Below are 13,916 nucleotides of genomic sequence, written 5' to 3'. Positions count from 1 at the left end.
TAGATCGCTCCGTTGTCTCTAAAAGCTAGAGCTAGTTTGCCCAGATCTGAATCGACACTCAAGATCTCAAGATCTCACTCCAGATCTCAAGATCTATAGAGAGTGACAGATCTGTTGCAAAGTGGTCGTGAAGTTGGGGTAAGAAATTGCGGCGGCTTCAGCTCGGTGAACGGTCGTGGTGCCCGTGGCATTGAGAGCGGCGATCGCCAAACTCATAGCAATCCGATGATCGGTGTGGCTATCCACTGCGGCACCTTTGAGGGGAACACCACCCGTAATTTCTAAACCATCTGGTAACTCGGTAACTTGCGCCCCCATTTGGTTGAGCTGAGTTGCCATCACCGCAATGCGATCGCTCTCTTTGACCCGTAACTCCTCTGCATCCCGAATAATGGTAGTACCTTGAGCAAAGGCGGCAGCAACTGCCAAAATTGGAATCTCATCAATTAAGCGAGGAATGATGTCTCCCTTAATTTCACAAGCTTTCAGGACGCTATGCCGCACATGTAAATCAGCGACTGGTTCTCCCGCCACAATGCGTTGATTTTCCAGGGTAATGTCGGCTCCCATCATCTCTAAAGCCTCCAAAATCCCGGTACGGGTCGGATTCACCCCCACGTTTTCCACCCACAGTTCGGAACCTGGGACGATCGCGCCTGCCACTAGCCAGAAGGCGGCAGAGCTAATATCACCAGGAACAATTACGGTTTGGCCTTGTAGACGAGCTGGCCCCGTAACGGTGACACTCTTGGTTTCTGGATCGACAGTCAACTCAGCGCCAAACGCCCGCAACATGCGCTCACTATGGTCACGGGAGAGGGCAGGCTCAGTGACCGTGGTTTGGCCCTCAGTCATGAGCCCTGCCAACAGAATGCAAGACTTGACTTGAGCTGAAGCAATGGGGGACTGGTAATGTGTGGGCTGGAGGGCTTGGCCTTGCACCGCTAAGGGCGCTAAAGCCCCCCCTTGGCGGCCCCAAATTTGGGCTCCCATCTGTTGCAGCGGCTTGACGACACGGGACATGGGGCGCGATCGCAAAGAGCTATCCCCTGTCACTGTAAAAAAGCGATCGGGGTGAGAAGCCAAAATCCCCAGCATCAGCCGCAGAGTGGTACCAGAGTTGCCTGCATTCAAAACATCGACGGGTTCTCGCAGATTGCCTAAGCCAATCCCCTGCACGCGCACCAGCTCCGTATTCAGCTCCGAGATTTCTGCTCCCATCGCTTGAAAACAACTCGCGGTACTGCAAGGATCTTCGCCCAGGAGTAATCCTTGAATTTGCGTTTCTCCCTCGGCCAAAGCTCCCAACATCAGAGCCCGGTGAGAGATGGATTTATCGCCAGGAATCTGCACTCGACCCTGCAAAGAAAGACCTGAATTCGGCTGGGCAATTGTGAGCTGATGCTGATTTTCTGTGGTTGTCAACGTTACGATCGGAGCTGGCATTGAGATAGACTGACCTAGAACTGCGTAGTAATCCTACCGCTTTCCTTAGATATTAGGGCTGAGTGATTACTACCTATCCGAAATTGCGCTCTCCTCACACTCCTCACACTTCATGCTGACGCATCATCGCAAGCCTGTTTGCTTATCCTTTGTTTCCACAGATCTACCAATCTGGTCAGTGGTTGAAGCTGCCGCCACACTCTACCAAAAGGATCAAGAACGGTTTCATTTGTTGTTAACTGAACCGATGATCCAAGACCAAGCTATTGCTGTTGAAAGTGCGGATGCCCCAGCTTCAAGTTTGGGTACTCCGGGCCATTTGGGTACTCCAGGCCATGAGATGTTGCCACCAACCCCTGCACCTCGGTTATTGTGGCTAGAAATTTCGCCCTATCGCGTCATCATGACCATGCAAGGCAATGGCCGCTTTAGCTACCGCCATTTTTGGGAGCAAGGCGTTTATGGCATGAGCCGTTATTGGCTACAAAGTGATTTGCTCAGCGGCAGTGGCCAGATGCGTCTCCGGAATTTCACTCGAAGCTTAAAGCTAGAAGGCAAAGCTTTGCCGCACCATTTGCGGATTGAGTATGAGTTATGGTCTGAAAAAGTGCAGCTCGGCGCTTATGTGTTGAATCTTGAAATCGAGCCTTAAACTCACCCAACGAAAACCAGGCTAAGGCTGAAAGCATCTCACTGTAAGCGATCGCCTTCAGGACAGTGCCATCACTGCCCAATTTTTGCTGCTTTCAAATCTGTCCTGAGAGGCACAGTGAATGAATTCTTAATGAAAAGAGTTTTCAAATACACACTTTTTGTTATATTGTTTTTAACGAAGTTATTGACTATTATTCTCAATAATTTAGAGTCTGAGTCAGAACCAACTGAGTCAATCCAAGCATTGATTACCTAAACTGATCAATCACATTAGCTCAGTCTTGGGCAATCTAACTACAGCACCTGACCGCGATCCCTTAGTCTCAATCCGAAATTTCACTGATGCTATCCGTATTTACTCAATAGCAGACTTCAACTCACAGCTACTTGCAATTCCTTTGCAGCACTTGCTCTCCCTCTCGATTTCCCTAGCTTTTGCAACTAAGAATCCCTTGCATTTAGGAAGGCAGCTTATGAACTCATCCAGCCTCAACTCCCTTGTTGGTCAAGTTATCCAGGTTTCCCGTTGCGATCGCTGGCAGGCTTACCAACGGTTACAGGAGCTAGGCGTTCAGTGTTGGTGTGCAGGGGATGGCACCTTGTCGGTAGAAGTTCAAACGGTCGGAGAAGCAGTTCAACTCCGCAGCGTCATCCAGCAGCTAACAAGTTCTCGCAATGAGTTAATCGACTGGTTGGATCTATGTTGGCAATTGGAAGCTTAGACTCACACTAGACTCAGAACGGAATCAACATTATGGTTGATGCGATAAGCAACAATACCTATGAAAATTTAGCGAAACAGAATCAAGCTTCTATATTTTTGATGGCAACAGCTTTAAGAGCAGTTTTAAGAAAAAAGTAAACCTAGCAAACCTTAGGATCTCATCATGGGTAAGTCCAAGTACGACCAGCTTTCAGAATTCAGCTTAGAGGGGCGTTTTCTCGGCTTTGAAATGGAAGATGGCTACAAATTTAAGCGCATCCAAGTGGCTACCCCTGAAGGCGAGGTTTGTATCAAACTGTCTAAAGAGTCACGAGCGAGTGTCGTTTCCTCCTTTATCGCTGAAGGCAAAGTGTTAAACCCAGGCGATTGGATTCGGATTACGGGCGAGAAAAAGCTGGACTCTAAAACGGGATTTCCCAAGCTCAAGGCTTACGCAATCCACCCCGCTGTACCCGGTGAAATGCCTCCGGTGGCTCCATCCAAAGCAGCTCCTGCCTCCGGTAAAGGAACTATTTTAGTTTGCCAAAAATCAGACTGTATGAAACGGGGTGCAAAAGCGCTGTGTCAGGCGTTGGAGTCGGAAATAAGCGATCGCGGTCTGAGTGAGCAAGTCACGGTTAAGGGCACTGGTTGCATGAAGCAGTGCAAGGCTGGCCCCACTATGGTCGTGATGCCTGACAAAACCCGCTATACCCGCATTCATCCTGAAACCGTTTCTGCCATTCTGGAAGAGCATTTCCCATCTGAACCCCAACCTCAAGCAAGCGAAGACGATAGTGCGATCAAGGCAGAACTCGCGATCGCATCTTCTAAGTCTCCTAGGCATCATTCATAAAATTTTTCTCTAACTTGCGACTAATTGCCATAGACTGCGATCGCGGTTATAAATTGGGCGTAGAATCTAACCAAACTTCGCGCATTTGGCACTGTTGGAGCTAAGATGACCAATTCGCTGCCCCCCAATCCTCAGCCATCCCCCAGAGATCCTCTAGGATTTGATGAGTTTATTGGCATTTTTCTCGCCTTTAGTGTCATTGGCGGTATCTTGTTTTGGTCGCTAGGCCGAACAGGACAAAGCTTCAATCTCGGTAACCTTTCGGCAACCCCAACGCCTACTGCAACCCCAACGCCTACTGCGACCCCAACCGATCCTGCCAGTCCAGTTGCAGGAACCGTAGCCCCAGCTCCGGACCCAACTCAACCGAGCCCTTTGGTTGCGCCTACCCCAGCTGAATCGACTGTGGTTCCGGTGCCGTTTGCAATCAGAGCCCCTGCTAGCCCTAGTCCCAGTCCTACCCCTAGCCCTACTTCAGAGGCCACTGAGCCAGTTGGCTTCTCGGATCTTTCAGAAAATTATTGGGCTTACCCCTTCATTACAGCTCTCGCTCAGCGCGATATCATTAGCGGCTTTCCAGATGGCACATTTCGGCCCGATGCTCCGGTAACAAGAGCTGAGTATGCGGCGATGCTGCAAAAAGCCTTTGACAAACCACCAAACCTAGCAGCGGTAAGCTACAAAGACGTAGCTTCAGACTTCTGGGCCAACGATGCTATTCAAGAAGTGTCTCGAAATGGTTTTTTGGCGGGTTACCCAAACAGGATCTTTCAGCCCACCCAACAAATTCCCAGAGTTCAAGCGTTGGTTGCTCTGGCCAGTGGCTTAGAAATTCCTCGTCCGGCGGCTCCTACCCAAGTGCTGCAAACCTATGACGATGCAGCGCAGATCCCTCAGTATGCTACTAATGCCGTAGCAGCGGCAACGCAGGCTGGTCTAGCTGTGTCTTATCCACAACCCAAAGCACTGGAGCCAAACGAAAAGACAACTCGTGCAGATGCAGCAGCTTTTATCTACCAAGCCTTAGTCGCCTCTGGCAAAGCCGAAAACATTTCATCTCAGTATGTAGTGCAGCCTTAGGTTAGAAACGGAAGTTTGGGGAGCGATCGCGCTACTAGTGCTAAACATTAGCTCTGGGTTCGTTGGTTTAGCAACGCCAATGCTTGATCAAACACAAGTTCCCCAACTCTAGTCTGTAAAATTGCTCGCACGAGTTGTACAAAGTTTTGATCAACGGTGTGATTCGTTTGGATCAATTTGCTGCCAGAGTAGTAGGTTGTGTCATTAACCTGGCGTTCGTTAGTCATCCCAGTTTGGACGTTTTTAGATTTTTGGTTCCAAGAGAGTGACTTGCCTCGCAGAGTGAGTTGAAACCAGACTAAATCGTGGTTTTGCAGCTCAAAAACCACATCGAAGTAAGGCTCTCTTCCTTGATACCAAAGTCGAGTGACCCCACTCGATTGATCGGAGCGAATTAAGGTTTGGTCAATCTTTTGGAGAGAAGATCCTAATTGATTGATTTCATGCTGATCCATAACAGTTTTCATAACTGATGAATAGAAGCTAGCGAACACAGCCTAAGGTTATGAGTTTGCGTATATGCCGAGTAATTAGTAATACAAAACCCCAGCCAATCAATCAGGATGACTGCATTAAATAGGTGAGATTTGCCCTGCTCGGACTGCCAAAATTTGCGAAGAATTTAGCCATTGAGCATCGAAAGAACCCAAGTGGGTTGTGGTAATCAAAGTTTGAAATCGGTCTTGAATGGCATCGAGCAATTGATTTTGGCGGTTAAGGTCTAACTCTGCTAAAACGTCATCTAATAACAGCAGAGGGGGTTCCCCCACGACCTCTTCAATTAGTTTGAGTTCTGCTAATTTCAAAGCTAGAACTAAGGTGCGTTGCTGCCCTTGAGAGCCATATTGCCGAGCGGGAGTTTGGTTGATGGTGAATTCCACTTCGTCCCGGTGCGGGCCAACTAAGGTGGTGCCTTGGTGCTGTTCTGCGATCGCCCGTTGCTGAATTTTCTCTAGAAAGGCTTGCTGCACCTGGGCAGGGTCGTCCTCAGTCAACACGACGTTTGGTGCGTATCTCACTTGCAAAACTTCAGTGCTGCCACTAATGGCTTGGTGCCATTGCTCAGCCAGAGGAGCCAATCGCTCTAGAACTCTAGCTCGGCGGCGAATCACACGAGAGCCTGCGGCGGCCAGCTGGGTATTCCACAGCTCTAAGGTTGCTGGTTTATCGACTGCTTCTGTAGGCTCTGGAGATGAGGAAAATAAGCTGGGCTCTGTCGTGCGTGGTTGCCGCTGCTTGAGTAAAGCATTGCGTTGCCGCAGGATGTGGTTGTACTGCTGCAAAATGTGGGCGTAGATCGGCTCTAGCTGAGTCAGCAGGGCGTCTAACCAGGCTCGCCGTTTTTCGGGGCCACCCCGGACTAAATCTAAATCTAAGCTGGAGAATTCGACGGCATTCAGAACGCCCAAAAAGTCGAGTTGGCGGCGTAAAGGTTCGCTATTAAGCGCAACGGTGCGGCGACCATTACTCCGCAAGGTGAGTGTGAGGTCAATAGAACCTGTATCTCGCTCTAGCAAGGCGGCAATTTGGCCAATTGGCTCTCCTTCTAGCACTAGGTCGCGATCGCGGCTAGCCCGGTGCGATCGCAGGGTGGCTAATAACTCCACGGCTTCGAGCAAATTAGACTTACCTTGAGCATTGTTGCCCACCAAGATGGTTTTGGGGGCAGAGAAGTCAACCCGCTGATCCAGATAATTGCGAAAGTGACGCAGATGAAGACTTTTGAGATACATGGGTTATGGTCAGCGGTCAGCAAGAGGCGATGGAGGAAGAGGAAGCGATGCGATCGCTCAAAATTATTGTAGGGGCGCACCTTAGCACACCCCTACTACTGCACTCTATTAGATTTGTGGAGTTGTATGAGTTGGGCTTTGCCTACCCAACCCAACCCTAGCCAGCAAGTCTGGCGATCGAACTAAGCAGCAATCGGACTAAACAGCGATCGGACTGAGCGTTAGCTGCGTCGAGCGGAGTGCCAACGGAGAAACAGCTTTTCTAGCTCGATCCAAACGAACATCAGAGCACTAAAGCCAAAGCAAATGGCTAACTCTAAAGGACTTAACCAGAAGGTATCAAAGAAGTTCTGGAGCGGGGGTACATAAACTAGCAGCAATTGCAGAATCGTCGTAAGAGTGACAGCCCCTAGCAAATAAGGATTGGAAAAGGGATTGAGTTCAATGGTGAGCTGAGTGTTAGAACGGATGGCGATCGCGTGGCCCATCTGAGCAAGGCAAAGGGTAGTAAATACCATCGTTTTCCAAGTCTCAGGTGAGCGATCGTATCCAGGAGCATGGGTGTAACCGTAAGCCCAAGTCATCAGGGCAATGGTTAGAACAGCAAAAACAATGCCCACTCGGATCATGTAGGAACCCAAACCCCGCGCAAAAATGCTTTCTTGGGGATTGTGGGGAGGCCGATTCATGACGTTGGGTTCTGGGGGCTCAACCGAAAGGGCCAAGGCGGGTAAACCATCCGTCACCAAGTTCATCCACAAAATTTGGAGCGGCGAGAGGGGAACCCCTCCTAGACCAATTAAGGGAGCTGCCGCAATGGTAAGTACTTCACCAATGTTGCTACCCAAGATGTACTTGATGAAGCGGCGAATATTGGTGTAGACGGTGCGGCCTTCTTCAGTCGCAGCTACGATGGTGGCAAAGTTGTCATCTAGCAACACCATATCGCTGGCTTCTTTGCTGACATCAGTACCCGTAATTCCCATAGCGATGCCAATGTCGGCTTGCTTCAGGGCGGGAGCATCATTGACGCCGTCTCCGGTCATGGCGACGACTCTACCGCGACGTTTTAGGGCTTGCACAATTTGTAGTTTGTGCTCTGGGGAAACGCGGGCATAGACGCTGACTTGATCGACTTGATCTTCGAGTTCTTGTAAACTCATGCGATCGAGTTCTTGACCACTGACCACGCGATCGCCTGGCTGGGCAATTCCTAGTTCCTGGGCAATGGTCTGGGCGGTTAGTTGGTGGTCACCTGTGATCATCACCACCCGGATACCTGCGGCGCGACAACGAGCGACGGCTTCTTTGGCTTCGGGTCTAGGTGCGTCCAGCATCCCTACTAAGCCGAGCCAAATCAATTCTTTCTCGGTGACTTCATCAGAGCCTTCGGCAGGCAAAGTTGCCAGTGGTTTGTAAGCAAACCCAAGAACGCGCAGACCCCGACCTGCCATTTGGTTGTTCTGGTCTAGCACTTCGGCTCGCTGTTCCGCGTTTAACGGCTCCAAGCGATCGCCCACCTGCATATGGGCGCAGCGTTCCAAAATCAACTCTGGAGACCCCTTGGTAAACATCAGATATTGAATTGGGTCTGCCGCCGTGGCTGTAATGGGTCGGTAATCGTTCGCTTCGCAAATCACGCTCATGCGCTTGCGCTCAGACGAGAAGGGGAACTCGGAAACCCGTGGTAGTTTACGGGCCCAAGTTGCCTTGTCAACCCCTGCCTTCGCGCCTAAAGTGAGCAACGCTCCTTCGGTAGGATCACCAAAAATGAGCCATTGGTCTTTCTCATACTGCAAGGTCGCGTCGTTGCAAAGAATACAAGCGATTAATAAAGTTTGTAGCTCTAAATATTGCTCTGGAGAAACAGCTTGTTGCTCTAGCTGAAAATCCCCGACTGGATCGTAGCCGTTGCCAGAAACCCGAAAAGTATGCCGCTCGGTATCAACGAGTTGCACAACCATCTTGTTTTGAGTCAGCGTCCCGGTTTTGTCGGAACAGATGGTGGTGACAGAACCGAGGGTTTCCACCGCAGGCAATTTACGAATCAGCGCTTGCCGACGAACCATGCGCTGCGTCCCCAAGGCCAACGTTACTGTAATGACCGCAGGCAAGCCTTCTGGGACAACGGCAACGGCCATACTCAAAGAAACTTCTAATAACTCCTCAAAGGTGCTGAAGTTTCCGGTTCGGATCACGCCACCAACGACGACTAAGGCCACTAGAGCCAGCGAACCGCTGACGAGAACGTTCCCCAACTGGGTCATGCGTTGCTGTAAAGGCGTTTCCTGCGCCTCGACAGACTGAAGCATGGTAGCAATGTGGCCCAGCTCAGTTTTCATGCCAGTATTCGTGACTAGCACGGTAGCCCGCCCCTGGACGACCTCAGTGCCTTGGAAAACCAAGTTGAGGCGATCGCCCAAAGGTGTTTCTTCCTGCAAGTGAGTTTCTGCGCGTTTGGTCGATGGCTGAGCTTCCCCAGTCAGAGCCGATTCTCGGACTTGCAGATTTGACGCTTCGAGCAGGCGGCCATCCGCAGACACCTGAACCCCTGCTTCAAGCAGCATGACATCGCCTGGGACCAACTCTTTTGAGTTGACTTCAACAATTTTGCCATCACGGATCGCCCGAACCCTAGGGGAGGCCAGACTTTTGAGAGCAGCTAAAGCCTTTTCAGCTCGGCTTTCCTGCACGTAGCCCAAGATAGCGTTCAAAACTACGATCGAGGTAATGGCGATCGCGTCTTTAGGAAAGCGGCCAGCACGCAAATCCAAAATGGCAGAGACGACCGCAACACCCATCAGCATCAACAACATGATGTTCTTGAACTGATCCCACAGGATGGCTAAGGTACTGCGGCCCGCAGACTCAACTAACTCGTTGGGGCCGTACTGTTCTAAGCGCTCTGTCACCTGTTGAGTCGTTAAGCCAGATTCGCGATCGCTATGAAGAACCTCTAGTGCTTTCTCAGCCTCTAGGGTATGCCAAGCCACAACAGAGTCTGGCGGTGAATCTGAAGCCATGGATAGAGTCACGGGAAATAAAAAAACGCCTACAGCACTTAATCATAGTGCTTAAATTTGGTTTCCATGTGTCTCTACGCTGTCACACCGCAATCTCAACCCTTCTGAGCCTGCTCAAGTTTCTAACTCTATTCGGGACATAAAACCCTGAGCGATCGGGAATAGGTTGAGCTAAAGAGACTTTGCTAATCTCGCCATTCAACTTTTGACAAGGAAATCTTCTAGGATCAATTTGATAGTTTGAATGCCTAGAGCCAATGCTGAGAAAGACATGCAGCCTTAACACCGAGAAAACATGAGTGCAAATAAGTGTAAAAAGATACAGGGGATTCAATAAATTATCAGTCCTTGACTTCACGAGCAGCCTCCGCATTTTGCAAGATGATATTCAGCTACTTCATCATTAATGAAACGTCCTTAATTAGAATTTAAGCAGCGATAGAAAAAGGTTCCTTGTTTGTGTTCCCTATTGATTCCTCGGCTCTCTCCGATTCCTTTAAGCTGATCATTCAACCTCATAACCCAGAGGTGAAGCAGTGCCTGCACGATTTAGGGTTTCAGAAGCTTCCTAATATTCCTCAACTGCTTTATTTAGCAGTTACCGATCAGCAGTTGATTGAGGTTTGCTTGCAGATTGGCCAAACTGTATCTGAAGAGAGTCAACTACTTTCTCGTTGTTTCTTTACGCGATCGCCTTTGAACTCGGAAGGCTTACTCGTTGAATTTCTCCATGCTCAGCCCCTTAGTGCTTTGACGGCATCGATTAAATACAGTTGGTTTTTTGAAGTTCTCATTAATCAAACCTTATTCTTCAAATATCAACCTGTTTTTAACTTGGCTTCTGGGCAGGTGATTGCTCACGAATGTTTAGCAAGAGCGACTGGCAAAAATGGAGATGCTTTTAGTGGCAAGCAGTTGGTAGATGCTGCGCTTTCTAGTCGCTGTATTCACGAGTTTGATGAACTAGCACGCAAAACTTGTTTGGAAGCGATCGCAAATCTGGGAACTGAACAGGTTTTCTTTATTAATGTTTTGCCAAATGCAATCATGCAAAACCCACAAGCCTTAGCCCAGAACTTTCAACAAGTTTTTGATTTAGGCTTACGGCCTCAGCAAATTGTTTTTGAGCTAACCGAAGTGGAAGCTTTACTCAATTGCCCAGAACTCAGCGAACTAATTCCTTGGATTCGGGAACAAGGATTTGGAATTGCAGTAGACGATCTCTGCGGCAATGTAGCGTTTGATCACTACTTTACCGGGTTCTATCCAGATCTAATTAAACTCGATCGCCAACTGGTGCACGGTTGTAGTCGGCAGCCACTCCAGCAAGTTTTAATTAAAAGTTTGCTGCATTCCGCCCATGAGCTAGGCATTTCTGTCTTGGCAGAAGGCTTGGAGGATACTGCCGATATCGAGTTCTGCCGTGGGCTAGGAGTGGACTTTGGGCAGGGCTATGGCTTGGGGATGCCAGAACTCACCTTGCAGCAGCAGCCCCTCAATTGGTCAGCCCTCGATCTCGCAGAAACCCTACCTAGCGATCGCTCTGTATCTCAGGTGGCAGACTCTAGTTCCTGGTTTAACTTGGTTGGGGCGGCGAGTTGGGAACCAAAACTGATAGCGCCTTGGGAACGACCCGAAAAGTAGCTGGCGTGTATGTGGTAATTTCACCATCGGTATTAATCGGACGCGGTCTGCGAGTATGCACTTCAAATTCCTTCCCAGCTAACGCTCGAACCCTGGGTGAATTGATGTGCTGCCCACTCCGCATGGCTGGCAATAGGGGAATAATCTGCCACCAATGCTGAATCTCTAAGCTGTACAAATCGAGCCGATTATCATCGATCGCGGCATCTTCAACCACAGTCATGCCACCGCCGTAATGACGACCATTCCCTACGGCAACTTGTACCGTTCTCACCGGAATCGATTCTCCCTGACAACGAATTTCGGCCCAAAAGGGTCGAGACTGGCCCACTACCCGAATGGCAGTCGTCAAATAAGCAAATACGCCCCAACGGCGCTTCACTTCTTTAGTCATTTGCTGAGTAATTTGCACGCTGAGGCCCAGGCTGGCAACGTTAAAAAAGTACTTGCCGTTCACCCAGCCTAGATCGATCCGTTGCACTCGACCTTGAGCAATGATTTTGCAAGCTTGAGTCAGATCAGTCGGGATGCAGAGCGTCCGAGCTAAGTCATTGGCGGTACCTAAAGGCAAAATTCCCAGGGGCAGTTGAGTCTCAACCAATCCTTCAGTCACGGCATTCAGAGTGCCATCTCCCCCACCCACAATGACTAGATCCACGCGATCGCGGTAGCTCCGAATCAAATCAGATAAATGCTGAGGATCAGCGGTTGATTCCTCCAGTAAATCTAGACCCCAGTCCTGCAAGGCTTCAATTGCCTGGGTAAGGGTCTCCTGACCCCGACGAGCCTGACGATTGACTAGTAATAGAGCGCGCTGATTCATAGATGGCCAAAAATAACTAGAGGATGAACAAACTCAGGAATGATTTGCCTCATGATCCTGAGTTGATCGTCTATGGGGTACCCCAGTAGCACAAGTGCCTGGAGTACGAGATTGCAAATTCTGCCTAGAGAGTAGTGCTGGGATACGGTTACGTCTAAAAGGTTTTGTTTATGATGAGGGAGCCATTGCTGAAAAACCTGTACCTATGCCGCTTGAACCACCTCCATCTACTCAGCTATCCCCTGTTTCGATCGGGCAACTCGATCCGTGGTTAACGACCATTCGCCCCTTCGGTACCTATGCCCTCGAGGGGTTGAGTTTCTGGGAGGATACCCTGCTTGCAGTAGATACAGTCCGGGGATACTTACTCCAAGTCACGGTGACTAGTGGTGACACCCAAATCTTGAATGCACATCAAACCACAAGTTTTCTAGATGCCACGGGTTTAGCGGTTCAGGGAGACAAGCTCTGGTTTACGCGAGGCGGTAGCGTTTACTATTGCACCCTGAAAGATTTGACACCGCAGCACTTTGTCACCTTGCCTTATCAGATTGATGGAGTAGCGGTCTGGCAATCAACGGTTTATGTCAGTTGCCAGAAGCTGGGCTACATTGTGATTTTTGAAGCAGCGACAGGTCGCCAAATTACCCGGTTTTCTACGCCGGGTGTCGGCAGCGAACACTTAACTGTGCGGGGCGAGGAACTCTGGGTCAGCGATCGCATTGAGCAAACTGTTTACTGTCTCGATCGAGGCACTGGGGAAATTCGCTTCAGTGTCCTAACACCCTTTGACCAGCCCACAGGTCTAGCTTTTCACCGCCATCCTGCTACTGGCCAAAATATTCTCTATGTTGCTTATGCCGGGGAAGAACCCTACATTCGCGATAACCCCAATGCTGATCCATCTCATGAACTCGCCATTCGCGATCGCACGTTTATCCATCCGCTGTACTTCCACTATTACGAAGACGACCGCTACTCCCTCTCCAATGGCTATCTGGTTGAAATGTCTTATGTAGAGGAACTGCAACCTCTAGAAGAAGTGGATTTAGAAAATGTGGAGTGGCGGATTGCGCTGCCAGCAGAAACTAATCGGCAAAAGGTCAGGCAGATTGAGCCGATTGGGGTGCCGTTTACTGAAGAACTGCACGAAGGACAACGGGTGGCACTGTTTAAGTTTGCAGCGTTGAAGCCTGGAGAGCGACGCTTATTGGGTTGGAAAGCGCTTTTAGAAGTCTGGAGTATCAAGTATCAGCTCGCCCCCCGCGAAGTAGAAAATGCCCCACCGTTGTCGCCGGAGTTTCAAGCCCGCTACTTGGTGGATGATGATGAGTTGGCAATGGATACGGCTACGATTCGTTGGGCTGCCCAAGCCGCAGTTGGTACAGAAACTAATTTGTTGCGACAGGTTTTGAAGATTCGGAACTATGTTTACGATCGCCTCTCCTATGGCATCAAGCCGCATATTGATACCCCAGATGTCGTCTTAGAACGCGGCATCGGCTCCTGTGGTGAGTATGTCGGCCTAATTTTAGCGTTAGCCCGTCTCAATGGCATTGCCTGCCGCACCGTCGGTCGCTACAAGTGTCCACCTTACGCAGAACGCCAATTCGTCCCTTTAGAACCCGATTTTAATCACGTTTGGATTGAGTTCTATATTCCAGGGTTTGGCTGGTTACCAATGGAATCTAATCCAGATGATGTGGTCGATCGCGGCCCCTATCCAACTCGTTTCTTTATGGGCTTGGCTTGGTATCACGCTGAAATGGCCAAAGGCGTTTCCTTTGAAAACGTCAAAGTTCAAGGAGCCCCCATTAGTGAATCTTGTGATGTTTCATTAGGCGATCTATCAATCAATCACATCAAATTCAAAATATTGGGCGAACTCGCCCCAGTTCCCTAAGGGGTAAGGAAGAGCTAGATGGCCTGAACTAGGCAAGTCCTAGAATCCGTA

12 protein-coding genes are annotated in these 13,916 nt (G+C 49.7%); 7 read left to right on the top strand and 5 right to left on the bottom strand.

Annotation, left to right across the window (positions count from 1 at the left end):
- Positions 1-93 precede the first annotated feature (93 nt).
- Complete coding sequence (gene aroA, locus KME12_16065) at positions 94-1,446, bottom strand: 3-phosphoshikimate 1-carboxyvinyltransferase (GenBank protein ID MBW4489305.1); 1,353 nt, start codon at positions 1,444-1,446, stop codon at positions 94-96.
- A 112-nt stretch (positions 1,447-1,558) separates the two neighbouring features.
- Between aroA and KME12_16060 the strand changes: the two genes are divergently transcribed.
- The 4 genes from KME12_16060 to KME12_16045 all read left to right on the top strand — a co-directional run bounded on the left by KME12_16060 (position 1,559) and on the right by KME12_16045 (position 4,739).
- On the top strand, positions 1,559-2,098 hold the full coding sequence (locus KME12_16060; protein MBW4489304.1) for a hypothetical protein: 540 nt from the start codon (positions 1,559-1,561) through the stop codon (positions 2,096-2,098).
- 475 nt (positions 2,099-2,573) lie between these two features.
- The gene (locus KME12_16055; GenBank protein ID MBW4489303.1) at positions 2,574-2,822 is read left to right on the top strand and encodes a hypothetical protein; all 249 of its coding nucleotides are present in this window, start codon (positions 2,574-2,576) and stop codon (positions 2,820-2,822) included.
- 165 nt (positions 2,823-2,987) lie between these two features.
- Positions 2,988-3,659 carry a (2Fe-2S) ferredoxin domain-containing protein gene (locus tag KME12_16050; GenBank protein MBW4489302.1) on the top strand — a complete coding sequence of 224 codons (672 nt, stop codon included), beginning with the start codon at positions 2,988-2,990 and terminating at the stop codon, positions 3,657-3,659.
- Positions 3,660-3,764: 105 nt separating this feature from the next.
- Positions 3,765-4,739: an S-layer homology domain-containing protein gene (locus KME12_16045; GenBank protein ID MBW4489301.1), complete on the top strand. Its 975-nt coding sequence runs from the start codon at positions 3,765-3,767 to the stop codon at positions 4,737-4,739.
- Between the two features lie 47 nt (positions 4,740-4,786).
- Here the strand turns inward: KME12_16045 and KME12_16040 are convergent, their stop codons facing one another.
- Both KME12_16040 and recF read right to left on the bottom strand, forming a co-directional pair.
- Positions 4,787-5,206, bottom strand: a complete 420-nt coding sequence (locus tag KME12_16040) for a hypothetical protein (GenBank protein MBW4489300.1) — start codon at positions 5,204-5,206, stop codon at positions 4,787-4,789.
- 105 nt (positions 5,207-5,311) lie between these two features.
- A complete protein-coding gene (recF, locus tag KME12_16035; protein ID MBW4489299.1) occupies positions 5,312-6,472 on the bottom strand; it encodes a DNA replication/repair protein RecF in 1,161 nt (386 codons plus the stop codon).
- 5 nt (positions 6,473-6,477) lie between these two features.
- On the opposite strand from recF, the gene KME12_16030 reads away from it, so the two are divergent.
- Positions 6,478-6,633: a hypothetical protein gene (locus tag KME12_16030; protein ID MBW4489298.1), complete on the top strand. Its 156-nt coding sequence runs from the start codon at positions 6,478-6,480 to the stop codon at positions 6,631-6,633.
- A 60-nt stretch (positions 6,634-6,693) separates the two neighbouring features.
- Here KME12_16030 and KME12_16025 read toward each other — a convergent pair whose 3' ends face one another.
- Positions 6,694-9,495, bottom strand: a complete 2,802-nt coding sequence (locus KME12_16025) for a cation-translocating P-type ATPase (protein ID MBW4489297.1) — start codon at positions 9,493-9,495, stop codon at positions 6,694-6,696.
- A gap of 468 nt (positions 9,496-9,963) precedes the next feature.
- Here KME12_16025 and KME12_16020 point away from each other — a divergent pair, with 468 nt between their 5' ends.
- Complete coding sequence (locus KME12_16020) at positions 9,964-11,139, top strand: EAL domain-containing protein (protein MBW4489296.1); 1,176 nt, start codon at positions 9,964-9,966, stop codon at positions 11,137-11,139.
- On the opposite strand, the gene KME12_16015 is transcribed toward KME12_16020, so the two are convergent.
- Positions 11,072-11,962: a lipid kinase gene (locus tag KME12_16015; protein MBW4489295.1), complete on the bottom strand. Its 891-nt coding sequence runs from the start codon at positions 11,960-11,962 to the stop codon at positions 11,072-11,074. The genes KME12_16020 and KME12_16015 overlap by 68 nt on opposite strands.
- Positions 11,963-12,167: 205 nt before the next feature.
- Between KME12_16015 and KME12_16010 the strand changes: the two genes are divergently transcribed.
- On the top strand, positions 12,168-13,865 hold the full coding sequence (locus tag KME12_16010; protein ID MBW4489294.1) for a transglutaminase family protein: 1,698 nt from the start codon (positions 12,168-12,170) through the stop codon (positions 13,863-13,865).
- The last annotated feature ends 51 nt before the right edge of the window (positions 13,866-13,916 follow it).

Source organism: Trichocoleus desertorum ATA4-8-CV12, from assembly GCA_019358975.1.
Lineage (GTDB): Bacteria > Cyanobacteriota > Cyanobacteriia > FACHB-46 > FACHB-46 > Trichocoleus > Trichocoleus desertorum_A.
This window is presented reverse-complemented; position numbering and strand designations above follow the sequence as displayed.